Source organism: Massilia sp. LC238, from assembly GCF_000735635.1.
Classification (GTDB): Bacteria; Pseudomonadota; Gammaproteobacteria; order Burkholderiales; family Burkholderiaceae_D; genus Telluria; species Telluria varians.
Genome location: NZ_JNNN01000042.1, coordinates 21,093 through 45,737, shown reverse-complemented (window position 1 = coordinate 45,737; position 24,645 = coordinate 21,093). Strand labels below are relative to the sequence as shown.

Sequence of the window (24,645 nt, the reverse complement as noted above, 5' to 3'; positions counted from 1 at the left end):
ATCAATTTGCAACGGCTCGCCACCGGCGCCCTCGCGGCGGCAACGGCGCTACCCGTGGCGAGTCCGGCGACGACGCCGGGCACTGCCGCCGGCCAGGTGCCGGCGGGAGGCGGGAAAGTCACGCCTGTCAGGCACGAGCTCGGTCAACAAGACGGTTCGGGGCAGGAAGAGAACGCTGCACACTTTTGTGCACGTTTTTGCTAGCAGATCGGTGCAACTGGTAAAACGAGAGGAAGGACTGGCGCTGCGCGTCCGCTAGGACGACGGTGCGGGGAGGGAAGTCATCGAAAGTCTCCGGCTTATGGGTATGGGTGCTGCATACCCATTCTAGCCTTGGAGATATTGCGCACAAGCGAGCGCGCGAGCACGCCGCTTGTGCGCTTTTGCACAGGCGATTTCCTGTGCAACATCAAACTATGTTTACTGCATCAGTTCCGAAATCATCTTGACCGGCGCGTTGCCGTAGCCGAGGAACTGGTCGTGGAATTCCTTCAGGTTGAAGCGCTCGCCCAGCTGCTGCTTGCGGCGTTCGCGCAGCTCCATGATCTGCTCGTAGCCGCTGTAGTAGCTGGTCAGCTGCACCGAGGTGAGCGTCACGCGGCGCCATTTTTCATCGGCTTCCTGGCGGGTCTGGAAGGCCTGGCGCACCAGCAGGTCGATCGCCTCGGGCTGCTGCATGCCGAGCACGTGGACGCTGTAGTCGAGGATGGTGTTGGTGACGCTGCGCAGGTTCCACTTCGAGTACATCAGCCACATCTCGGGCGCGTTGTCGCCGTAGCCGTTCTCCAGCATCATGCGCTCGCCGTACACGGCCCAGCCCTCCACCATCGCGCCGTTCCCGAACAGCGACTTCACCAGGGACGGCGAACGGTTCGCATACACCAGCTGGGCGTAGTGGCCGGGGATGGCCTCGTGGATGTTCAGGATCTGCAGGATCCACTCGTTGTACTCGCGCAGGCTGCTCTCGGCCTGTTCCGGGCTCAAGCCGTCGAGCGGCGTGACGTTGTAATAGGTCTTGTCCTTCGGACGGTAGGGGCCCGGCGCGTCGATGCTGGCGCCGGCCACGCCGCGCTGGTACATCGGGGTCTCGCGTACTTCCAGCGGCTTGTCGGCGTCCAGGGTGAGCAGATTCTTTTCGGTGACGAACTTGTGCAGCGCCGGGATCTGGCGGCGGATCTCGGGCAGGAAGTTCTCGCGCGAGACGTGGCGCTCGGAGAGCTTGTTGATCATCATGCCGATCTTCTGGAAGCGCTCGCGCGGCTTGGCCACGCCTGCCATGTAGCGCGGCCACAGCTCGTCCGAGATCGTGTCCATGCGGGCGAGCAGCTCCTCGCGCGTCGCCAGGGCCTTGCGGAAGGTCTGCTCGGCAGTGCTGGACGACTGGATCTCGAGCGCAAACTTCTGCTCGTACAGGGCCTTGCCGGCGCGGAAGGGGCGCGGCTTGGCTGCGTTCTTGTCGAGTGCATCGAGGAAGTCGACGTAGGCCAGCACCGCTGTGCCTGCGTTGGCGATGCGCTGCGCGAAGATCGCCTTTTCCTGCGTGGTCAGGATCGATTCCTGCGCCGCCTTGCCAAGGTCGGCCAGCACCGCGATGGTGCCCGGGGCCTGCGCGATGGCGAGCTGGGTGTGTTCGCGCGTCGGGTTGGCGATCGAGGCTTGCGCCGCCGCATAGAAGGCCGGCACGTTGGCCAGGCGCTTGAGGATGGTGCGCAGGCGCTGCGGCTTGGCGGCGTATTCGGTATTCAGGATCAGGTCGAGCGGCTGGGCGACGTTGTACAGCGCCGGGTTCCACTCGTATTCGCGCCAGGTCGTCAGGTTCCAGCGATCCTTTTCCAGCTTGTTCACCAGGAGGGCCAGGTCGGTGCGCTGGCGGTCCGACAGCTGGCGGGTATCGAGCTTGCCGAACTTGTCCAGCCATTCGTTGGCGAAGGCCAGCTTCTTGGCGCGGGTGGCGGCGTCTGGAATGGTGAGGCTGGCGGCCTGGTCGAACTTGCCGACGTAGATGCCGCCTTCCGGATCGACGCGCCACAGCGCGGTCAGGTACTGCATGCTCATCGAGTCGAAGCGGCGGTCGAGGCGTTTCTCGCTGGCGCCGGCGCTCGGGCTTACGGCGACGGCGGTAGCGGCAGTCGCCGCGGCAGCGGTGGCAACGGCCGCTTTCTTTGCCCCCTTCTTGACTGGCGCCTTGGATTTATTCGTTTTCGCTTTGACCACTTTCGTGGCCTTGGCCTTGCCCTTGGCGGGCTTGGTGGTCTTGGCGCTGGCCGGCGCCAGCGCGAAACTCGCCAGCAGGAATGCCAGCGCGATCTTCGTTTTCATCATCCTGTTCGAACCCTGTCGATTAAAAGGTCGGCTTCCCCCGCGCGGCAAGCGCAAGGCGGAGCCCGGAAGAGTAGCACCATTCAGCCCGCTTGCGCATGGCTGAAACATTCCGACACTTAGTGCAAACTTAATCGGCGGCGCCGGAACGGATCATCTGCTGGTGGATCGCATTCACCGTTTCCACGGCTTCGCGTCCGCGCGCGATTCCATGCAGGACGATGCTGTTGCCGCGGTCGAAGCGGTGGCCGATGTGGACCGTGTACGAGCGCGTCACCCAGGCGAAGAAGCCGCCGGCGTAGCTGGCCTCCATCATGTCGCGCCACTTCACGCCACGGACGCCGCGCGCCCACGGCAGGACACCCGAGACCACCCAGACGCCGATGTCGTCGTAGTACAGCTGCACGCTGCGCACCAGCAGGAAGCGGTAGCCGACCACCAGCGCCGACAGTGCCAGTACCGCGGCGGCGGCCAGTTCGTTCCAGCGGAAGGCCAGCGGCAGCGCGACCAGGAACAGCAGCGCGGCCAGCGCCAGCACGCCGGCATAGGCCGTCCACGACTTGACGCCGATGACGCGCGCCTGTGCCGCCGTTGCCGCTTTGTCCAGTTCCATCCGTCTTTACTCTTCTGTAAAAATCGGCATGATCACATGGAATGCCGTCCTACGCCAGGCCCTGCTTCAGCATGGCGAGCATCTCGCCCGGCGACATGCGCGCCGCCATCTCGGTCCCTTCCAGCAGGCTGTCGGCCAGGTCGCGCTTGCGGTGATGCAGTTCGACGATGCCTTCCTCGATGGTGCCGCGCGCCACCAGGCGGTAGATCGTGACCGGGCGCTGCTGCCCCATGCGGTGGGCGCGGTCCGAGGCCTGGTCTTCCACCGCCGGGTTCCACCACGGGTCCATGTGGATCACGTAGTCGGCCGCGGTCAGGTTGATGCCGACGCCGCCCGCCTTCAGGCTGATCAGGAACAGCTCGCCTTCGCCGGCCTGGAAGGCATCCACGCGGCGCTTGCGTTCCTGCATCGAGGTGGCGCCGTCGAGGTACTGGTAGGGGATGTGCTTGCCATCGAGGTACTTGCGGATCAGGCTGAGGTGGTCGACGAACTGGCTGAACACCAGCACCTTATGGCGGTTCTCCAGCAGGCCGTCGACCAGGCGCGCAAAGGCGATCAGCTTGCTGCTGGCGATGCCGGCGCCGGGCGCCACCAGTTCCGGATTGCAGACGGCGCGGCGCAGCCGCATCATCTCGGCCAGGATCTCGATCGACTTCTGGCTTTCCGGCGCTTCCAGCGCGGCCAGCTTGTCCAGGGCATCGCGGCGCAGCGATTCGTACAGCGCGCTTTCTTCCTGGGTCAGCTCGACCGGCACCACGATCTCGGTGCGCGGCGGCAGCTCGGTGAGCACCTGGGCCTTGGTGCGACGCAGGATGAAGGGCTGCGTGAGCCGGCGCAGGCGGTTCCTGGCCCCCAGCTCGGCGCGCTTGTCCTGAGCCTTTTCGATGGGGCCGGCGAAGCGCAGCTGGAACTGGTCGGCGCTGCCCAGCAGGCCGGGGTTGATGAAGCGGAACAGGTTCCACAGCTCGCCCAGGTGGTTTTCCAGCGGGGTGCCGGTGGCCGCCATGCGGAAGTTCCCCTGCAGCGCCATCACGGCTTGCGAACGCTTGGTGTGCATGTTCTTGATGGCCTGGGCTTCGTCCAGCACGATGCTGTGCCATGGCCGTTTTGTAAACAATGCTGCCTCCAGCTGCAGCAGGCCATAGCTGGCCACCACCACGTCGAAGGGACCGGCTTCTTCCAGCAGCGCGGCGCGGTCGCCGGGGCCGAACAGCTTCAGGTTCAGGGTCGGCGCGAAGCGCTGGGCTTCGGCGATCCAGTTCAGGCAGACCGAGGTCGGCGCGATCACCAGCGCCGGACCATCGGGCGCACGCGTGAGCAGCAGGGCCAGGGCCTGCAGCGTCTTGCCGAGGCCCATGTCGTCGGCCAGGCAGGCGCCGACGCCTAAATGAGCCAGGCGTCCCAGCCATTCGAAGCCCTCGCGCTGGTAGTCGCGCAGCTCGGCCTGCAGGGTGGACGGCAAGGCGGGGGTGAAGGCTTCGCTGTCGGCGATGCGCTTCAGGTGCTGGCGCCAGGCGGCGTCGCTGTCCACGCTGCCGGCGTCACGCGCCAGCTCCGCCAGCGAGAAGCTGGCCAGCGGATGCATGCGCAGCTCGTCCCCAATGATGGTCCCGTAGTCGCCGAGTTCCATCAGGCGGCGGTGCAGCTCGTCGCTCAGGGCCAGGTATTCGTTGTCGCCCAGCGCCACGAAGCGGCTTTTCCCTTCGCGCACGCGTTCGAGCAGCGAGCGCAGGTCCAGTACCCGCTGCTCGTCGACCACGATCTCGCCATTCGCGGCGAACCAGTCGCGGTCGCGACGGACCTGGATGCGCACCGATTTCGAGTTCGCGCGCTTGGTGACGCGGAATTTTTCGCCCTCCGGCCAGGCCACCACCACCTTGCCCGGATCGAGGCTGCGCAGTTCCTCCACCAGCTCCAGGCACAGCAGGGGCTGGCCGAGCAGCCATTCGCCGTGCTCGAGTTCTCCGTGCTCGAGCGCCTGGCAGGCGCCGACCAGCTGGCGCTCGGCCTCGCGTTCCGCATTCAGGTCGCGCCGCGCTTCGGTGCGGATGCCGTTGACGTCGGCGATCACGCTCTCCGCGCCGGTGCCGGGCGAGTAATAGGCGCCGCCATCGAGCGGACGGACCAGCACCTGCATGCTCAGGCCCTGCTGGTAGGGGCGCAGATGCAGGTGCAGGCGCGGGTCGGCCGCCACCTGCTCGATGTCGCCGGGGCTGGCGCCGATGTCCGACTGCACCGTGACGATCGAGGAGATCGCGCTGATCGCGCGCAGCACGCGGCGCTCGGCTTCCACCGGCACTTCCAGGCCCTCGCCGACGATGGCGGCGATGCGCTGGTGTTCCTCGTTGACGCGCACCAGGCGCAGGCGGGTCGGCGTCTCGCGCGTGACGATCACTTCGCCGTCCTGCTCGCCCGGCGTGGGATGGAGCGAAATGGTGACCTTGCCGCCGCGCGCCTTCACCAGCAGTTCCGGCTCTCCCGGCAGCAGCTCGACGCGGGTGCCCGGTGAGTCCATCCAGAACAGCAGCGGGTGGCCGACCAGGGCAGCGAGCGCCTTGTCGCGCTCGAACTCGAAACGGATGCCGGTGCTGCCGTAGTAGCGCCGTCCGGCAATGCTTGCCACCGCCTGCAGGTCCTGGGCGGTGAGGAACTCGAGCTGCTGGGCATCCTCGGCCAGGCGCTTCAGGCCGATGGCGCGGCCGCGGCTCCAGCCGCCCTGCGCATCGCGCTTCTGCTCGCGCGGCTCCAGCTCGCGCACGCCCATGTGCTCGTCGTAGCGGATCATCCACACCAGGCGCGATTCGCGCACCACCTCGGCATTCAGCGCCGGCTGCAGGTTGATCAGGGCGTTGAGCTGGCGCTCCCAGGCTTCCTCGCGCTCGAACCAGTGGGTCAGGTCGGTGATCCGATGACGGCGCCGCAGCTCGCTCGCGCGGGCTTCATGGGTGATGGCGCCCGCTCCGCCGATCTGGCCCAGCAGCGCGGCCAGCTGGGCCGACAGCAGGTCGAAGCCGGCGCGTTCGGACTGCGCCAGCATGTCCTCGATGTCCTTGCGCTTGCCCTGCAGTTGCGGCAGGCCGAGCCAGTGGTGCATCAGGGCGCGGAAGGTGAAGGGCTCGAGCGCCATCTCCCAGCTGCGCGAGGCCAGCACCTCGGCGTCCACCGTGCCGCGCCGGATCTCCTGCAGCATGCTGAGCTGGAAGACCACGGCCGTCTCCGGCCGCTGCACCGCGCGGGTGGCGATCTCCAGCCAGGCGTCGGCCAGCTTCAGCTGCGCCGGCTGGTTACTGCGCAGGAGGGCGGCCAGGTAGAGGTGGGCGCCGATACCGTCGAACACGGCCTTGCGCTTGCCGGTCTCGCGGCGCAGCTGCTTGAGCGCCGCCTCGATGCCGGGCAGGGCGACGTCGATGTCGTCGCGCAGCAGGGCGATCACGTTGCGCAGGAACAGGCCGGCCGCGTCGTCGACCTCCTGCAGCAGCCTGGAGGCGTCGTCGAGCCGGCCGCACAGGATCAGGTGTTCGCCCAGCGCGATGCGCAGCGCGATCGAGGGATCGCCCTGGCCCGCGTGGCTTTCCGCGGCGGCGCGGATCGCGGGCGCAAGTTGCGGTTCGCGCTGCGCATGCTGGACCAGGGTCGCCAGCACGCCGTCGCGCAGCGAGGGATCGATGCGATCGAGCAGGGCGGGTTCGAAGGGACGTGCGCAGACCTCGACCAGTGGATGCAGGTAGGACGCTTCATGGCAGCGCAGGCAGGCGGCCAGCAGCGGCGTGACGGTCGATCCGTTTTCGCCGGCCAGCAGGGCCATGCGCAGCAGGGCCAGGCCCTGGCGGTAGCTGCGCAGGACCGGCGTGCCCTGCCAGTCGCGGCGCAGCGGCGTGACGCGCTCGTAGGCCACGCGCAGGCCGGCGAACAAGTCGCCCGACAAGGCGTGCTCGATGGCCGGCCACACGGCGCCCGGTGCGATCGTGACGCCGCGCTCACCCGCCTCGAGGACCAGGCCCGCTTCGCGCAGGCGCGCCAGCTCGGCCGCCCATTGCTCGGGCGGCAGCGGCAGGCCGGCGGCCATCAGGTGTTCGAGGATGCGCTGGCGGCCCATGGGCTCGCCGCCCAGCGCCAGCAGGGACAGGAGCGCCTGCTCGCCGCTTTCCAGTTCTTGAAAAATCATGCAGCCGGCAGGTTCTCGATCTCCACCGCCGGCAGGCCGGCAGGCACGGGGATGTGGAAGACACGCAGGTAGAACACCAGCTCGGATTCCAGCGTCGTCACCACGCTCTCGGCCTTGCGGAAGCCGTGGCCTTCGCCTTCCAGGGTGATGTAGGCCACCGGCACCCGGCGCGCGCGCAGCGCCTCCACCATGGTTTCGGATTGCTGGGGCGGCACCACCATGTCGTCCAGGCCCTGGAAGAAGATCATTGGCCGTTTCAGCTTGTCGGTATGGTGGATCGGCGAACGCTCGCGGTAGACCTGTTCGGCGCGCTCCGGCGGCGCGATCAGGTACTGGTTGTAGTGCGATTCGAACTTGTGCGAATCGGCATCCAGTCCGGCCAGGTCGGACACGCCGTAGTAGCAGGCGCCGGCCTTGAACAGGTCGTGGAAGGCAAGGGCGGACAAGGTCGTCAGGCCGCCGGCGCTGCTGCCGCGCACCAGCAGGCGCTCCGAATCGACCAGGCCCTGCTCCGCCAGGTAGCGGGCGCCGGCCACGCAGTCCTCCACGTCGACCACGCCCCACTGGCCCTTGAGCAGGTCGCGGTAGGCGCGGCCGAAGCCGGTGCTGCCGCCGTAGTTCACGTCCAGCACCGCGAAACCGCGGCTGGTCCAGAACTGGGTGGCCAGTTTGAGGGTGCTGGCCGCCATGCCGGTCGGGCCGCCGTGGCCGATGACGATCAGGGGCGGCAGTTCGCCATGTTGCGGAGCGAAGTCGGCATTGGTGGGCGGATAGTGGAAGGCGTAGGCGCTGCGACCGTTCGCGCTGGGATAGCTGATCGAACGTGGCACCGACAGGTAGCCCACATCCGGCAACTGCGCGATCGAGCGCGCCAGTACCTCATGCCGGCCACCATCGAGGTCGATGCGGGCAAGTTCCAGCGCGACCGTCGGCGCGCCGCCCAGCAGCGCGACCGTGTGCGCGTTCACGCGCAGTTCGCGGATTTCCTCGTAGGGCGTCGGCACCTCGGTGAGCTGGCCATTGCGCAGGCGCGCCAGCTTGCTGACCCCGCCCTCGATGTAGGCGCAGACGATAGCCTCGTCCGAAGTAAAGCCGTACAGCGAACCGCCGAAGGTCCACAGCGGCCCGCCGAATTCCGCCTCGCGCGGGCACAGGGCCCCCACCACGCCATGTTCGAAGCGGTACAGGTTCCACCAGCCGCTGCGGTCGGACACGAAGTGCAGCACGCCGCCAGGGGACCATTCCGGCTGGCAGACCGATTCCTGCGGCCCGCCCGCCACCAGCCGGCCATTCGCCAGCGTGCCGTCGTCCATGATGTCGGCCAGCCACAGCTCGCTGCCTTCCCAGGGCATGCGCGGATGGTCCCAGCACAGCCAGGCCAGGTGGCGCCCGTCCGGCGAGATGCGCGGCGCGGCATAGAAGTCGTTGCCGTCCACCAGCACGGTTTCGACACCGTCGAAGCCGATGGCGGCGATCGTGTTCTCGGGGTAGTGGCCGCCGGCGGAATGGTCTTCGCGCACGGCCACCAGGCGCCGGCGCTGCGCATCGACCACGAAGTCGGCGTAGCGCTGCTTGTTGTCCTCGGCAGTGACCGGCGCCGGCTGCGCGCCCGGCTCGACCCGGTACAGCCGGCTGTCGGCGTGGTTCGAGAACCAGGCGACGCCATCGGCGACCGTGACGGCGCCGCCGCCGTATTCGTGCACCTTGCTGCGCACGTTGAACGGGGCCGGCGTCAGTTCGCCGCGGCTGCCCACCAGCGTCGAGCGTCCCGCCTCGCTGGCCCGTCCTTCCAGCCAGTACAGGTCGGCGCCGTCGAGCACCAGCGAGGCGAGCGGCGTGGCGCCGGCCGCGACGCTTGACGCAGTGATCGGGGAGGTCCAGGTGCCGCAGGGTGCTTGCTGTTTGGTCATGGCAGTACTTTCATCGACAAGAAACGCATTATAAGTGTGCCCCCAAAGATGCGATAATGGAGGTTTTCCCTCCGCCGTCATTGTCAGCCATGCCACAATTCGCCCCGCTTCAGAACGACACCTTCCTGCGTGCGCTGCTGCGCCAGCCGACCGACTACACCCCGGTGTGGCTGATGCGCCAGGCGGGCCGCTACCTGCCGGAATACCGCGCCACGCGCAAGCAGGCGGGCTCGTTCCTGGGGCTGGCAAAGAACCCGGATTTCGCCACCGAAGTCACGCTGCAGCCGCTCGACCGCTATCCGCTGGATGCGTCGATCCTGTTCTCGGACATCCTGACGGTGCCGGACGCAATGGGCCTGGGACTGTACTTCGCCGACGGCGAGGGCCCGAAGTTCGAGCGCCCGCTGCGCACGGAAGCCGAGGTACGCGCCCTGCAGGTACCGGATATGGCGTCGCTCGACTACGTCTTCAAGGCGGTGACCCAGATCCGCACCGCCATCAACGGCCGCGTGCCCCTGATCGGTTTCTCGGGCAGCCCCTGGACCCTGGCCTGCTACATGGTCGAAGGCGGCGGTTCGCGCGAATTCCACACCATCAAGAAGATGATGTATGCGCGCCCCGACCTGATGCACCACATCCTGGACACTAACGCACGCGCAGTGAGCCAGTACCTGAACGCCCAGATCGACGCCGGCGCCCAGGCCGTGATGATCTTCGATTCCTGGGGCGGCGCGCTGGCCGACGGCGCCTACCAGGAGTTCTCGCTGAACTACATGCGGCAGGTCCTGAGCCAGCTGCAGCGCGAGAAGGACGGCGTACGCATCCCGGCGATCGTGTTCACCAAGGGTGGCGGCCTGTGGCTGGACGAGATGGCGGACATCGGCGCCGACGCGCTGGGCCTGGACTGGACCGTCAACCTGGGCAAGGCGCGCGCGCTGGTGGGCGACCGCGTGGCCCTGCAGGGCAACCTCGACCCGGCCATCCTGTTCGCCGAACCGGAGCAAATCCGCGCCGAAGTCGAGCGCAGCCTGACCGCCTACGGCAAGCCATCGAACGGCCATGGCCACGTGTTCAACCTGGGCCACGGCATTTCGCAGTTCACGCCGCCGGAGTCGGTGACCGCCATGGTCGAGGCTGTGCACAACTTCAGCCGCCAGCAGCGCGCCGCATAAGCGGCCGGTATTGTCCCCAGCTGCAGCAAGCATTGCTGCAGCAAAATCTCACTTGTTCACAAGTTCGTTAAACCGCAAAATTATTCCTGTGGACATCTTTGTCAAGCCTGAAAATACGCAAATCAATGATTCTTAAGCGTTTTTTTCATGGTGAACTGTAGGTATACACAGTAGGCCAGATCGTTTGAAGGTAAATTGTCCCGGCTTCCTGTCCATTGTTCACAAAGTTATGCACAGGATGACGGATGAGTTGTGAAAAGTGCTTCGTTTACGCGGACTTAGCTCAACTCTTCAAGTAAGGTGTGAAGATTCTGGTACACCGCAACGAGTTTTCCCATCACACATGTGCAGTTATGCACAGCAAGGCGATTCCAGCCCGGGTTGTTAACAGGGATAACTCTATCTTTGCAAGTCATTGAATTTACTGAATAATTTATTGTTGTTCCAGTGAATCGCGCGTTTTGAGTTGATCTAACGTAAACCTCGAACGGGGTCAAGTACAGCGCTATTCACAAAGTTTTCCACAGCTTATTGGTTCTGGTTTCCTTACTCAAGAAGGTTGGATTTGGCACACTGCTTCCTACAGGTTGCGCTCGATACACCGCTCAATAGCTGCTTCGATTACCGCTGGGAATGCCAGCCGGGCGAAGAGCCGGCGGTGGGCCAACTGGTACTGGTGCCCTTCGCGCGCCGTGAGGTCGTGGGCCTGATCGTCGCCGTCAAGGGTGATACGGACGTCCCGGCGGACAAGCTGAAGGATGCGATCGCCGTGCGCAGCCAATTGTCGCCGCTGCCCGAGCGCTGGGTGGCGCTGGCGCGCTTCGCCGCCGACTATTACCAGCGCCCGCTCGGCGAGGTGGCGCTGCCCGGCCTGCCCAAGAACCTGCGGGTGCCGAAGACCGTGGCGCTGGACCGCGCGCTGAAAAAACTGGCCAAGGAGGGGAGCCCGCACGATCCGACGCCGTCCGGCATGCCCGTGCTGAACCCGGCGCAGCAGGAGGCGGCGGGCAGCATCGGCGGGGCGCAGGGCTTCACCCCGATCCTGCTGTACGGCGTCACCGGCAGCGGCAAGACCGAGGTCTACCTGCAGGCCTGCGCCCAGGTGCTGGCGCGCGAGCAGGACGCCCAGATCCTGATCCTGGTCCCGGAAATCAACCTGACCCCGCAGCTGGAAGGGAATATCCGCGCGCGCTTCCCCGGCGTGATGCTGGCTACCCTGCACAGCAGCCTGTCCGAGGGCGAGCGCATGCTGCACTGGCTCGCCGCCCATGAGGGCCGCGCGCGCATCGTGCTGGGAACGCGCCTGGCGATCCTGTCCTCGCTGCCGAACCTGAAATTGATCATCATCGACGAGGAGCACGACCCCTCGTACAAGCAGCAGGAAGGCCTGCGCTATTCGGCGCGCGACCTGGCCGTGTGGCGCGCGCACCAGCTGGGCATTCCGATCGTGCTCGGCTCGGCCACGCCGTCGCTCGAGACCTGGCACCACGCCCAGTCCGGCCGCTACCGCAAGCTCGAGCTGCGCGAGCGCGCCGTGCGCGACGCCGTGCTGCCCACCGTGAAGCTGGTCGACATGGAGCGCGACCGCCCCAAGGATGGCTTGACGAGCGCCCTGATCGCCGCGCTGCGGGGGCGCCTGGACCGCGGCGAGCAGTCGCTGCTGTTCCTGAACCGGCGCGGCTACGCCCCGGTGATCTGCTGCGACGCCTGCGGCTGGATCAGCAACTGCACCCGCTGCACCGCCTTCATGGTGCTGCACCGCCCCGAGCACCGGCTGCGCTGCCACCACTGCAGCCTGGAGCTGCGCATCCCGCGCCATTGCCCGACCTGCGGCAACGTCGACCTGCAGCCGCTCGGGCGCGGCACCCAGCGCATCGAGGAAGGCCTGGCGGCGATGTTCCCGGAAGCGCGCATCCTGCGCATCGACGCCGATTCCACGCGCCTGAAGGGCAGCGCCCAGGCGGCCTTCGACACCGTGCACCGGGGCGAGGTCGACATCCTGGTCGGCACCCAGATGGTCGCCAAGGGCCACGACTTCAAGAAGCTCACCCTGGTGGGCATCCTGAATCCGGACACCGCCCTGTTCTCGCAGGACTACCGCGCCAGCGAGCGCCTGTTCGCCCAGCTGATGCAGGTGGCGGGGCGCGCCGGACGGGCCGGGGCGGCCTCGGAGGTGCTGGTGCAGACCCGTTACGCCAGCCACCCGCTGTACGGCGCCGTCGTGCGTCACGACTACGACCGCTTCGCCGGCAGCCTGCTGGAAGAACGCCGCCAGGCCGGCCTGCCGCCCTTCATGTACCAGGCGCTGCTGCGCGCCGAAGCGCCCGAGCTGGCCAATGCGATCGCCTTCCTGGAGGCGGCGCGCGACAGCCTGGTGTGGGATGCGGTGATGATCAACGACCCGATCCCGATGACGATGACGCGCGTGCACAACGTCGACCGAGCGCAGCTGCTGGTGGAATCGAGCTCGCGCCCGGCCCTGCAGGCTTTCCTGCGCGAGTGGGTCGAGATCCTGCGCGCGATGAAATCGCGCGTGCGCTGGTCGCTCGAGGTCGATCCGCTCGATATCTGAGCCAGCGTACCGAAAGCCTGCCATGACCTTCCCGACTGCCGCACGCCTCCCGCTTCTGCTTGCATTGCTTGCCCTGCTGCCCGCGGCGCAGCTCGGGGCCGCGACGCGTGCCGGACTCGATGTGGTCCATGAGGTACGCAACCGGATCGCGGCAGGCGACTGCGGGGCCGCCGTGGAGCGCCTCAAGAGCGGGCTGAAATGGGGCTATCCCGAGGTGGTGCTGCTGGCCGGATCGATGTACGAGCACGGCATCTGCGTCAAGGCCAGCTGGGACACTGCGCTGACTTTCTACGTCCAGGCCCACGAGGGCGGGGCGCCGGAAGCCGCCGAACGGATCGCCGCCGGTTTTGCCGACCCGGCCAGGGGGCCCGATGCCGCGGCGGCGCTGTGGTGGAACCTGCGGGGCCGTGCCGGCGCGGGTGCCGAGGCCTGCGCCGTCAGCCCGCAGGCCGCAACGGACCCTGATCGCTTCGTCGAGGAACTGCGTACCTGGCATCCGTCCAAACTGGCGATCTGCAACTACCTCGTCGGCGTGATCTCGACGATTTCCGCAGAAATGCGCTATCCGGGCCACGCCGAGGTGCTTGGCCTGGGTGGCGAAGTGAGCTTGCGCTTCCTGCCCGGGGTGCCGCGCATCGACCTGAAAATGGGCGGCAGCGCCGTCTATGTTCCGTACGGCGTGGTCAAGGGCGATTCGCTGCCCAGCCGCCCTCTGGCGCCGTTGGCGCCGCTGACCGGCTCGTTCGAGCATTCGATGCACGCGCTGGTCAACTATGCCCTGCGCCGCTATCCGCAGCCGGCCGGCATTCCCGTCGATGCCCAGGCCGGGGTCCAGTTCCTGTTCAAGCGCGAATGAGGCAATCCGAGAGAATTCACGTCCATCCGCACTGCTAGACTGTTCCCTTGTTCCGACTGGGGCCCGCCATGCGCGCTTTGACAACCGCTTTCCTCATGCTTGCCCTGCTCGGGGCAGCCCACCAAGCCGCTGCGGGCACCCGTTCCGGCGCCCTGGCGGTCGACGCCATCCGCGTCAGCATCGCCGCGCAGGACTGCCGGCAGGCCGTGGACCGGCTCAAGAGCGGCCTGAAGAACGAGTACCCGGAAGTCTTCCTGCTGGCCGGCTCGATGTACGAGAACGGCATCTGCGTGCGGCGCGACTGGGATCGCGCGGTCACGTTCTACGTCCAGGCGCATGACGCGGGCGAGAAGGATGGCGCCGCGCGGATCGCGGCCGGCTACGCCGACCCGGCCAATGGAGCCGACGTGGCGGCCGCGCTCTGGTGGGCGATGAAGACGCCCCCATTCCGGTCGGGAGCGTGCGGCATGCCGAAAGAAGCGACGGCGGACCCCGACCGCTTCGTCGCGGAACTGAAGACCTGGCCGCAGGCCCGGCTGGCGGCCTGCAATTACGTTGCGGGCGTGTTGTCCACCATTGCCGCCGAGGTGAAGTATCCGGACCAGGCCGCGGCCCATGCGATCGGCGGCGACGTGAAGCTGCGCTTCCTGCCGGGCATACCGCGCATCGACCTGCAGCGCGGCGAATCGCGCGAGTACGAGATGGTGGGCTGGGTCATGGCCGACACGCTGCGCGACCGCAAGACAAGGCGGATGGCCAACGGTTTCGAGGCGGAGTTGAGCCGCGTGGCCAATCGCGCGCTGCAGCGCTACCCGCATCCCGGCGGCATTCCGGCCGATACCCTGATCGAGACGACATTCACTTTCGGAATCCAGTACCAGATGCGCTGAGCCGCCGGGCAGCCTGGGCGGCCGGGGTATCCCCCAGCGGCAGCAGGACGCACGAACGCGCCAGCGCACGCAACAGCGCCCCCTCGCCGGGACGCAGGCCCTGCTTGCGCAGCTGGGGCAGCGAAGCGACCGGCTCCGGCACGATGTCCACGGCGGCGCGTACCAGCAGCCGTTGCAGGGGCCGCATCGGTCCCGGCACCAGCGGCGTCTCGTGCATGATGCGCAGGAAGTCGGCCAGGATGGCGGAGCCTTCCAGCCGGGGCGCCGTTTCGGCCAGCAAGGCTTCCCAGGCTCCCCAGGAGCGCGGCGCGCCAAGCGCGCCATACAGCCGGGCCGCGCTTTCGCCTTCGGCAAAGGCAGCGTCCTTCTCGAGCGCCGACAGGGGCCGCAGGTAGCGGTGGTAGGCTTCGGTGAAGCCGAAGGCGGCGGTGGCCTGCACCCAGTCGAGCAGGCGCGGGTCGTTGGCGCGGTAGGGCAGGCCCGCGGGCGTCGTGCCCTGCACCCGCTCATGCATGCGCACCACGCGCGCGATCATCTGCTCGGCCGCCGAGCGCGGCCCGTAGACGGTCATCATGGCCGCGAAGCCGGTGCGGCGCAGGCGCATGACCGGATCCTGCCGGAAGCCGCCCTGGTCCCACACGCCGGAGCGCACCGAGGGTTCGCTCAGCTCGAGCAGCACCGCCGCCACCCCGCCCACGAACAGGACCACCGGATTGGCGAACACCCGCCAGGCGATGCCGTCGCGGGGAGCGAGCGCCGGCTCTCCCGCCGGCTGGCTGAAGTCGAAGGCCATGCCAGGAGGCGGACGCAGCAGCTCCCTGATCGGTTCCAGCATTCGCCCTCCCATGGTGATAGGCGATCATGGTGGCACATTGGTCCGGTTCCGGCGGTCCGGCTGAAAATCGCGTATCGTTTCGTCATCATCTGTAGAGAGACCCGGAGAAGACGATGAACAAACTGGATGTGGATGTCGCCATCATCGGCACCGGCACCGCCGGCATGACGGCCTATCGGGCGGCGAAGGCGCAAGGAGCCCGGGTGGTGGTCATCGAAAGCAGCCACTACGGCACCACCTGCGCACGGGTCGGCTGCATGCCCAGCAAGCTCCTGATCGCCGCAAGCGAGGCCGCGCACGTGATGCAGCACAGCGCGCCCTTCGGCGTGCACGCGGGCGAAGTCCGCATCGACGGCCGCGCCGTGATGGAGCGCGTGCGGCGCGAGCGCGACCGCTTCGTGGGCTTCGTGCTGGAAAGCGTCGAGTCCTTCGATGACGCAGACAAGCTGCGCGGCCATGCGCGCTTCACCGGCCCGCATACCCTGCTCGTGGACGATCACACCGAGATCAGCGCCGGCCGCGTCGTCATCGCCACCGGCTCCACGCCGCTGCGCCTGCCTGTGCTGGAGAAGGTCGGCCCCGGCATCGTCACCAGCGACGACGTGTTCTACTGGGATGACCTGCCGAAATCGGTGGCCGTGATCGGCACCGGCGTGATCGGCCTGGAGCTGGGCCAGGCCCTGCAGCGCCTGGGCGTGCGCGTGAAGCTGTTCGCGCGCGGCGGCAGCATCGCCCACCTGAGCGACCCGGAAGTGTTGCGCAGCGCCACCCGCGTGCTCACCGAGGAACTCGACATCCAGTTCCAGTCGAAGGTGGTGGGCGCCGTGCAGGAGGGAGACGAAGTGGCATTGCGCTACAGCGACGCCCTTGGCGAAGAGAAGACAGAACGTTTCCAGGTCGTGCTGATGGCGGCCGGCCGCACGCCCAACGTGCACGACATCGGGCTGGAACACACGGGGCTGGAGCGCGGGCCGGACGGCATTCCGCTGTTCGACGTCCGCACCATGCAGTGCGGGACCAGCCACATCTTCATCGCCGGCGACGCCAACAACGAGCGCCCGCTGCTGCACGACGCGGCCGACCACGGCAAGATCGCGGGCGACAACGCGGGCCGCTATCCGGACGTGCGTCCGGGATTGCGCCGCACGCCGATCGCGGTGGCCTTCACCGACCCGAACATCGCCACCCTGGGCGCGAACTACCGCAGCCTGTGCGAAGGGGGCAAGCGCAAGTTCGCGGTCGGTTCGGTCTCGCTCGCGAACCAGGGCCGCAGCCGGGTGATGTTGCAGAACAAGGGGATGCTGCGGGTGTATGCCGAATACGGTTCGCGCCGCTTCCTGGGCGCCGAGATGATCGCCCCGCGCGCCGAGCATCTGGCGCATACGCTGTCCTGGGCCTGCCAGATGCGCATGACGGTGGACCAGATGCTGGAGATGCCCTTTTATCACCCGGTGATCGAGGAGGGCGTGCGCACCGCCCTGCGCGACCTGGCGCACAACCTGGCCAAGGGAGAGAGCGAGATCGACCCGGCCGATACCGAGCCGGGTACGTAAGAGTAGGGTGGGCGGCTGTGCCGCCCACGCGGTGATAGTTTGCAGCAAGATCACCGAGCACGAAAGCGGAGCCGATACCGATCACCGCGTGGGCGGGAAACCCGCCCACCCTACTAATTCAGGTAGCTGGCATCCAGCTTGCCCTCGCCGGCCAGCTGGCGCAGGATGCGCACGGTGTCGATGTCGGCTTCCTGGTAGGCCGAGCGCTTGAAGTCGTCGTACATGGCGTTGGCCGGATCGGTGTGCTCGCCCTGGCCGTCGTCGTAGCAGAAGCGCACCAGCAGCAGGGCGTCGCTCGGCGCCTCGATGATCATCTTCAGGCTGGAGGCGGCGATCTCGCCCTGGGCCGGCACTTCGTAGCGCACTTCCTTCAGCGGGGTCAGGTACACGACGTCGTCGATCACCAGGTCGCCGTAGCGCAGGCGGCGGGCGAAGCTGCCGCTGGTTCTGTCGCCGATCGTGCATTCGTCCAGGTGCGGCACGAACATGGTCGGCGATTCGGCGCGCAGCACCAGCCCGCGCCACAGCTGTTCGATCGAAATGGTGTCGATCAGCGGGTTGAGCGGATCGTTGATCTGGATGAGATGTTCAAATTTCATGGTGCAGTCCGAATAAGGCCTGGCGCGCGGCGCCACAAGGCTGCGATGGTACCCGATTGCGTGTCCCGGCGTCGCCGCTGCCCCGGCGGGCAGGCGCGCTTTCATTGGTACATTGGTAATATAGCGGTAGTTCTTCACCGTCCCCGTCTCGAAAGGGTGTCATGCAGCGTTTCCTCAGTCTCGCCCTCATCGCCATGGCATGCGCCGCGGGTGCCCGCGCCGGGGAAGTCCAGGTAGCGGTTGCCGCCAATTTCACGGCCCCGATGCACGCCATTGCCGCGCAATTCGAACGGGACACCGGCCACCGGGCCAGGCTGGCATTCGGTTCCACCGGCAAGTTCTATGCGCAGATCAGGAACGGCGCGCCCTTCGAGGTCCTGCTCGCGGCGGACGACGAAACCCCGGCGCGGCTGGAAAAGGAGGGCCAGGCGGCGCCCGGCACCCGCTTTACCTACGCAATCGGCAAGCTGGTCCTGTGGTCGGCCCGGGCCGGTGTCGTGGATGCCAAAGGCGAGGTGTTGCGGACAGGGGATTTCCGGCATCTCGCCATCGCCAATCCCAAGACCGCGCCGTATGGCGCGGCAGCAGTCGCCGTCCTGAAAAAGCTGAACCTGTTCGACGCGGTGCAGGCCAGGCTGGTGCAGGGCGAGAACATCGCGCAGACGCACCAGTTCATCAGTACCGGGAATGCGCAGCTCGGCTTCGTCGCGCTGTCCCAGGTGGCCAGGGACGGCAGGATCGCCTCGGGTTCCGGCTGGGTCGTGCCGGCCAGCCTGCATGAGCCGATCCGCCAGGACGCGCTGGTCCTGGCCAGGGGACGCGGCAACCCTGCCGCACAGGCCCTGCTGGACTACCTGAAGTCGGCCAAGGCCCGCGCCATCATCCAGTCCTTCGGCTACGCGCTGTAATCCGGCATGGCAGAGGAAAACCTGGCAGCCGTGTGGCTGACGCTCAAGCTGGCGTCGATCGTCACGGTCCTGTTGCTCATCCTTGGGACGCCGATCGCCTGGTGGCTGGCGCGCACGCGCTCGCGCATGAAAAGCGCGGTGGGCGCGGTCGTGGCGCTGCCGCTGGTCCTGCCGCCGACCGTGCTCGGTTTCTACCTGCTGGTCGCCATGGGCCCGAACGGGCCGGTCGGTCGCGCCACCGATGCCCTGGGCCTGGGCACCCTGCCGTTCACCTTTCCCGGGCTGGTGATCGCCTCGGTGTTCTATTCCATGCCCTTCGTCGTGCAGCCCCTGCAAAATGCCTTCGAGGCGATCGGCGAGCGCCCGCTGGAAGTGGCGGCGACCCTGCGCGCCAGCCCCTGGGATACCTTCTGGTCGGTCGTGGTGCCGCTGGCGCGCCCCGGCTTCCTGTCCGGCGCCGTGCTCGGTTTCGCGCATACGATCGGCGAGTTCGGCGTGATCCTGATGATCGGCGGGAACATCCCGGACAAGACCCGCGTGGTCTCGGTCCAGATCTACGACCACGTCGAGGCCATGGAATATGCGCAGGCGCATTGGCTGGCCGGCGGCATGCTCGTGTTCAGTTTCCTTGTTCTGCTGGCCCTGTACACCTTCAATCCGCCGGCGGTGAAAGGCATCAAGGGATGAGCGGCATCCGTGCCAGTTTCCGCATCGACCGCGGCGGCTTCATGCTGGACGTCGACCTCGCCTTGCCGGGGCGCGGCGTGAGCGCCCTGTTCGGCCCCTCGGGTTCGGGCAAGACCACCTGCCTGCGTGCGATCGCCGGCCTGGAGCGCGCACCGAACGGCTATGTCGCGCTGGGCGACGAGGTGTGGCAGGACGAGGCGCGCAAGGCTTTCGTGCCGACGCACCAGCGCGCCCTGGGCGTCGTGTTCCAGGAAGCCAGCCTGTTCCCGCACCTGAGCGTGCGCGGCAACCTGGAATTCGGCTTGAAACGGGTCGCCGGCGCCGACCGCCGCTTCGAGCTCGGGCCGGTGGCCGTCATGCTCGGCATCGAGCGGCTGCTCGAGCGCAAGCCGGCGAGCCTGTCCGGCGGAGAGCGCCAGCGTGTGGCGATCGCCCGCGCCTTGCTGTCCTCGCCGCGCCTGCTGCTCATGGACGAGCCGCTCGCCGCACTCGACCTCAAGCGCAAGCAGGAAATCCTGCCTTACCTGGAGCGCATGCATGACGAGCTCTCCATTCCCATCATCTATGTCAGCCACGCGCCGGATGAAGTGGCGCGCCTGGCCGACCACCTGGTGCTGCTCGACGCCGGACGCGTGGTGGCCAGCGGCCCGCTCACCGAAACGCTGGCCCGCGCCGACCTGCCGCCGGCCTTCGCCGACGATACCGGGGTGGTGCTGGAGACCGTGCTGGCCGGGCACGAAGCCGACGATCTCTCGCGCCTGGCGTTCGAGGGCGGTGCGCTGTTCGTCGGACGTCGCAGCGAGCCGGTGGGCAGCCGACTGCGCTGCCGCATCCATGCACGCGATGTCAGCATTGCGCTGGAGCGGCCCCAGCGCAGCAGTATCGTGAATCTCCTGCCCGCCATCGTGACGGCCACCGCGGCCACCGACACGCCGGGACACGTGCTGGTGCAGATGCGCATGGGCGAGGTGCCGCTGCTGGCCCGCATTTCGGAACGCTCGCGGCGCGAGCTGGACATCCGTCCCGGCCTGCAGGTCTGGGCCCAGGTCAAGGCGGTGGCGTTACTGGCCTAGCACGGTGTTGCAAAACGGGTTTTTTAGGGCATGCTTTTGGCGCGATGCCGAACTCAGCCTTACAATACCCGGCCATTCTGCAGAAATCTTTCCCATGTCCAACGCACCAAAATTCGGCCTCAACGGGCCGCAGAGCGAAGCCGTGCTCTATCTCGACGGCCCATGCCTGGTGCTGGCCGGTGCCGGCTCGGGCAAGACGCGCGTCATTACGCAAAAGATTGCGTACATGATCGAAGACCGCGGCTACGACCCGCGCACGATCGCCGCCCTGACCTTCACCAACAAGGCCGCGCTCGAGATGCAGGAACGCATCGCCAAGCTGCTCAAGCAGCCCAAGCAGGCCAAGCAACTGACCGTCTCCACCTTCCACTCGCTGGGCGTCAAGATCCTGCGCCAGGAAGCGGCCGGCGTCGGCCTGAAGGACAAGTTCTCGATCATGGACAGCGACGATTGCTACACCGTCGTCTCCGACCTGGCGCTCACCACCGATAAACAGGAAATCCGCCGCATCCAGAACGCGATCTCGCTGTGGAAGAACGGCCTGGTCGACCCCGAAGACGCGATCCGTAACGCGAAGGACGAGGACGAAGCCATGTCGGCGCGCGTCTACCGCAGCTACCTGGCCACCCTGCAGGCCTACCAGGCGGTGGATTTCGACGACCTGATCCGCCTGCCGGTGGAGCTGTTCCGCAACAACGAATCGATCCGCGACCGCTGGCAGCGCCGCCTGCGCTACCTGCTGATGGACGAGTACCAGGACACCAACACCTGCCAGTACGAGCTGGTGAAACTCCTGGTCACGGGCTTGGGTAAAAAGCCGATGTTCACGGCCGTGGGCGACGACGACCAGGCGATCTACGCCTGGCGCGGCGCCTCGGTCGAAAACCTCAAAACGCTGCAGACCGACTTCCCCGACCTGCGCGTGATCAAGCTGGAACAGAACTACCGCTCGACCACCCGCATCCTGCAGGCGGCCAATGCCGTCATCGGCAACAATCCGAAGCTGTTCGAGAAGTCGCTCTGGTCCGAACACGGCCTGGGCGAGCCGATCGAAGTGCTGGGCATGCAGAGCGACGAGCAGGAAGCCGAGCAGGTGGCCATCATGATCTCGGCCGACCACTTCCAGCGCAAGAACAAGTGGACCGACTACGCCATCCTGTACCGCGGCAACCACCAGGCGCGCATCATCGAGCAGGCCCTGCGCAAGGAGCGCATCCCCTACACCATGTCGGGCGGCCAGAGCTTTTTCGACAAGGCCGAGATCAAGGACATCATCGCCTACCTGCGCCTGATCGCGAACCAGGACGACGACCCGGCCTTCATCCGCGCCGTGACCACGCCCAAGCGCGGGGTCGGCATGGCGACGCTCGAGACGCTGGGCGAATTCTCCAAGCAGTGGAATTGCTCGCTGTTCGAGGCCGCGCGCAAGAACGGGCTGGAAGCCAAGCTGGCCGAGCGCCAGCTGGCGCCGCTGCGCGACTTCTGCCGCTTCCTGCTGGAGCTGGAAGACCGCGCCACCCGGCCCGGCCCCTCCGGCAGCGGCGACAATGCCGCCGAGGTCCTGGATGACATGATGAAGGAGATGAACTACGAGCACTACCTGTACGAGAGCTTCGACGACCGCGCGGCCCAGGCCAAGTGGCAGAACGTGCTCGAGTTCACCAACTGGCTGAAGGAACGCGGCCGGGGCGGGCGCGACCGCGATGGCGAAGAGAAGAACCTGCTGGAACTGACCCAGATGGTGGCCCTGATGTCGATGCTGGAAGGCCAGGACGAGGAACAGGACGCCGTGCGCATGTCGACTCTGCACGCCTCCAAGGGCCTGGAATACCCGCACGTGTTCCTGGTCGGGGTGGAAGAGGGCATCCTGCCGCACAAGGGCGACCCGGACGCGCCGGTGGAAGTCATGGCGGCCCGCATCCAGGAGGAACGCCGCCTGATGTATGTGGGCATCACGCGCGCCCAGCGCACCTTGCGCCTGACCTGGTGCAAGAAGCGCAAGCGCGCCGGCGAGCTGGTGCATTGCGAACCCTCGCGCTTCATCAAGGAAATGGCGCTGGACGTCGGCGACGCGCCGCCCAAGGAAACCGAAGTGCTCAGTCCGAAGGAAAGGCTGGCCAGCTTGAAGGCCTTGCTGGCCATGCCGAAAGCATAAGTCTTCGATCCCCGCGTTGCGTATCAGCCTTGTTGGCCTGCTAATAGCCGCGCACGATTGAAATTCTTATTTGACTTCATTTGTGCCGCAGGAAATACTTTCCGGAAAGCGAGCTCAATGTAGAGTCTTGCAACCACTTTCTGACTATCTCAAGCATGGCAACCGTTACCGACCTGACCACGACCCCCCTGTCCGGGCTGAATCACATCGATGCGCTGCTCGATATCGGCCCCGACTGGAACTACATGATCGGCGTGACGCCGAACACGATTTATTACACCTTCGACCTGTCGTCGGGAACCGAAGTGAACCCGGAAACCGGCACGCCGGTGACGGGACAGGCTGCGTTCAATATCACCCAGCAGACTGCCGCGCGGTCGGCCTTCACCTACCTGCAGCAGGTCACCGGCATCCAGTTCGTCGAAACCTCGAACGGCAGCAATGCCCAGATCCACCTGGCCAACCTCGACCTCGAAGGCAGCCAGACGACGGGCCTGTGCAGCTGGAACGGACCGTATTCGTACATCGGCAATAACGTCGTTGGATACAAGCCGAATGCCTACGTCTATCTCGATAACGTGGAATGGCGCGCGCAGAACAGCAATCCGGTACCGGGCAGCGAGGGCTACCAGACCCTGCTGCACGAGCTGGGGCATGCGCTCGGCCTCAAGCATCCCTTCCATGAGGGGGATGAGCACGACCACGTCCATCTCCCCTTCCAGCAGGACAACACCGGCAATACGATCATGTCGTACACCGATACCGGCGGACCGTACAGCACCTTCAGCCCGTACGACATCGCCGCGCTGAACTGGCTGTACGGCGGCGATGGCCTGGGCGGCGCGCTCGGCGTCGACGCAGGCGGGCGCTTCATCACCGGCACCACCGGGGCCGACCGCATCACCGGCACGGCCGGCAACGACCGCATCGTCGTCCTCGGCGGCAATGACGTCATCGACGGCGGGGGCGGCACCGACACCGTCGTGTTCAGCCGTGGCCGCGGCGAATACAGCTTCAGCGAAAACGGCAGCGGCAGCCTGCTCGTGACGCACGCGACCCTGGGCACCGCCACGCTCAGCAACATCGAACTGCTCGCCTTCACCGACGGACAGTACCAGCGTTCCCAGGTCACGAGCGACGTCACGCCGCCCGCAGCGCCGGCGCTGTCGGTGTCGAAGAATGCCGCCGGCTACACGTCCGGCAACAAGCCACTCGTCACCGGCTCGGCCGAAGCAAACGCCCTGGTCCGCATTTACGATGGCGAGCGCCTCGTGGCCGAAACCCGCGCCGACGCGAACGGCCTGTTCAGCGTGGTCGCCAGCGCCTTCAACGACGGCCTGAATTACTCGCTGCGCGCAAGCGCGACCGACGCCGCCGGCAATGTCTCGGCATTCAGCAACGCTGTCAGCTTCAACGTCGACGCGACGCCGCCGGTGATCCCGACCTCGACGCTGGCCCTGGGCGCGGGCGGCAACCAGCCGGTCTTCAGCGGCACTGCCGAGGCCGGCACCACGATCCAGCTGGTGCGCATCGGCGACGCCACCGAGATCGGCCGCACCGTGGTCAAGAGCGATGGCAGCTGGCGGATCGACTCGGTGGCGCTGCCGAACGGCCCCTATGAAGTGGCCGCCGTGTCGGTCGACATCGCCGACAACGCCACCAGCGCCGCGAACCGCATGCAGTTCACCATCGACAGCATGCTCAACCTGACCGGCAACAGCCTGAACAACACCTTCACGCCGGGCGCAGGCAACAACGCGGTCGACGGCGGCGCCGGCCTGGATACCGTCGTGTACAACGGCGCTCGCGCCGGCTTCATGATCGAGCGCGGCGTCTACGGCGTGAGCGTGACCGACAAGAGCGGCGCGCTGGGCATCGACAACCTGGTCAACGTCGAGCGCATCCAGTTCGGCGACACCATGGTGGCGCTCGACATCGACGGCTCGGCCGGCGAGGTCTACCGCCTGTACCGCGCCGCCTTCGACCGCGAGCCGGACAAGGGTGGCCTGTCGTTCTGGATCAAGGCCCTGGATACCGGCAATTACACGTTGACCCAGATCTCGCAGATGTTCCTGGCCGACAAGGAAGCCCAGGCCCTGTATTCGACCGACCCGTCGGACAGCTATTTCGTGAGCAAGCTGTACGCCCACGTGCTGCACCGTCCGGCAGAAGGCGCGGGCTTCGACTTCTGGGTGAATGGCCTGAAGCAGGCCTCGCGTGCCGAGGTGCTGGCCTTCTTCTCGGAGAGCCCGGAAAACCAGGCGCAGGTGATCGGCCTGATCAACAACGGCATCGAGTTCCCGCTGGGCTGACGCCTGCCGCGCGCGCCGGGCCGGCT

16 protein-coding genes and 1 pseudogene are annotated in these 24,645 nt (G+C 66.9%); 11 read left to right on the top strand and 6 right to left on the bottom strand.

Annotated elements, in window-relative coordinates:
- A pseudogene (locus FG94_RS28210) lies at positions 1-204 on the top strand (RNA-guided endonuclease TnpB family protein); the annotation flags it as partial.
- A gap of 216 nt (positions 205-420) precedes the next feature.
- Here FG94_RS28210 and FG94_RS12085 read toward each other — a convergent pair.
- From FG94_RS12085 to FG94_RS12070, 4 genes are all read right to left on the bottom strand, one after another.
- Complete coding sequence (locus FG94_RS12085; protein WP_036211751.1) at positions 421-2,322, bottom strand: DUF885 domain-containing protein; 1,902 nt, start codon at positions 2,320-2,322, stop codon at positions 421-423.
- Between the two features lie 127 nt (positions 2,323-2,449).
- Positions 2,450-2,932: a hypothetical protein gene (locus tag FG94_RS12080; RefSeq protein ID WP_036211749.1), complete on the bottom strand. Its 483-nt coding sequence runs from the start codon at positions 2,930-2,932 to the stop codon at positions 2,450-2,452.
- Between the two features lie 49 nt (positions 2,933-2,981).
- A complete protein-coding gene (locus tag FG94_RS12075) occupies positions 2,982-7,097 on the bottom strand; it encodes a DEAD/DEAH box helicase (RefSeq protein WP_036211746.1) in 4,116 nt (1,371 codons plus the stop codon).
- Entirely contained in the window at positions 7,094-9,007 is a 1,914-nt protein-coding gene (locus FG94_RS12070; RefSeq protein ID WP_036211743.1) for a prolyl oligopeptidase family serine peptidase, read from the bottom strand. The genes FG94_RS12075 and FG94_RS12070 overlap by 4 nt, the downstream gene beginning before the upstream one ends.
- 89 nt (positions 9,008-9,096) lie before the next feature.
- Between FG94_RS12070 and hemE the strand changes: the two genes are divergently transcribed.
- From hemE to FG94_RS27255, 4 genes are all read left to right on the top strand, one after another.
- Entirely contained in the window at positions 9,097-10,179 is a 1,083-nt protein-coding gene (hemE, locus tag FG94_RS12065; RefSeq protein ID WP_036211740.1) for a uroporphyrinogen decarboxylase, read from the top strand.
- Between the two features lie 565 nt (positions 10,180-10,744).
- On the top strand, positions 10,745-12,751 hold the full coding sequence (locus FG94_RS12060) for a primosomal protein N' (RefSeq protein WP_036211736.1): 2,007 nt from the start codon (positions 10,745-10,747) through the stop codon (positions 12,749-12,751).
- 22 nt (positions 12,752-12,773) lie between these two features.
- Positions 12,774-13,607 carry a hypothetical protein gene (locus tag FG94_RS12055; protein WP_036211733.1) on the top strand — a complete coding sequence of 278 codons (834 nt, stop codon included), beginning with the start codon at positions 12,774-12,776 and terminating at the stop codon, positions 13,605-13,607.
- A 68-nt stretch (positions 13,608-13,675) separates the two neighbouring features.
- Positions 13,676-14,497 carry a sel1 repeat family protein gene (locus FG94_RS27255; protein ID WP_152570954.1) on the top strand — a complete coding sequence of 274 codons (822 nt, stop codon included), beginning with the start codon at positions 13,676-13,678 and terminating at the stop codon, positions 14,495-14,497.
- Here FG94_RS27255 and FG94_RS12045 read toward each other — a convergent pair.
- Positions 14,466-15,332 carry an oxygenase MpaB family protein gene (locus tag FG94_RS12045; protein WP_051996566.1) on the bottom strand — a complete coding sequence of 289 codons (867 nt, stop codon included), beginning with the start codon at positions 15,330-15,332 and terminating at the stop codon, positions 14,466-14,468. The two genes, FG94_RS27255 and FG94_RS12045, sit on opposite strands and share 32 nt — an antisense overlap.
- A 113-nt stretch (positions 15,333-15,445) precedes the next feature.
- Here FG94_RS12045 and FG94_RS12040 point away from each other — a divergent pair, with 113 nt between their 5' ends.
- Positions 15,446-16,885 (top strand): dihydrolipoyl dehydrogenase, encoded by a 1,440-nt coding sequence (locus tag FG94_RS12040; RefSeq protein WP_036211727.1) that lies wholly within the window; start codon positions 15,446-15,448, stop codon positions 16,883-16,885.
- Between the two features lie 113 nt (positions 16,886-16,998).
- Here the strand turns inward: FG94_RS12040 and FG94_RS12035 are convergent, their stop codons facing one another.
- Complete coding sequence (locus FG94_RS12035; RefSeq protein ID WP_036211724.1) at positions 16,999-17,484, bottom strand: SRPBCC family protein; 486 nt, start codon at positions 17,482-17,484, stop codon at positions 16,999-17,001.
- A 161-nt stretch (positions 17,485-17,645) separates the two neighbouring features.
- Here FG94_RS12035 and modA point away from each other — a divergent pair, with 161 nt between their 5' ends.
- The 5 genes from modA to FG94_RS26020 all read left to right on the top strand — a co-directional run bounded on the left by modA (position 17,646) and on the right by FG94_RS26020 (position 24,619).
- Complete coding sequence (gene modA / locus FG94_RS12030; RefSeq protein WP_036211722.1) at positions 17,646-18,392, top strand: molybdate ABC transporter substrate-binding protein; 747 nt, start codon at positions 17,646-17,648, stop codon at positions 18,390-18,392.
- Positions 18,393-18,398: 6 nt separating this feature from the next.
- A complete protein-coding gene (gene modB, locus FG94_RS12025; RefSeq protein WP_027866477.1) occupies positions 18,399-19,079 on the top strand; it encodes a molybdate ABC transporter permease subunit in 681 nt (226 codons plus the stop codon).
- On the top strand, positions 19,076-20,152 hold the full coding sequence (gene modC, locus FG94_RS12020) for a molybdenum ABC transporter ATP-binding protein (RefSeq protein WP_036211718.1): 1,077 nt from the start codon (positions 19,076-19,078) through the stop codon (positions 20,150-20,152). Before modB ends, modC begins: the two co-directional genes overlap by 4 nt.
- 94 nt (positions 20,153-20,246) lie before the next feature.
- Positions 20,247-22,307: a UvrD-helicase domain-containing protein gene (locus FG94_RS12015; protein WP_027866479.1), complete on the top strand. Its 2,061-nt coding sequence runs from the start codon at positions 20,247-20,249 to the stop codon at positions 22,305-22,307.
- 155 nt (positions 22,308-22,462) lie between these two features.
- Positions 22,463-24,619 (top strand): DUF4214 domain-containing protein, encoded by a 2,157-nt coding sequence (locus tag FG94_RS26020; protein WP_051996563.1) that lies wholly within the window; start codon positions 22,463-22,465, stop codon positions 24,617-24,619.
- Positions 24,620-24,645: the final 26 nt, after the last annotated feature.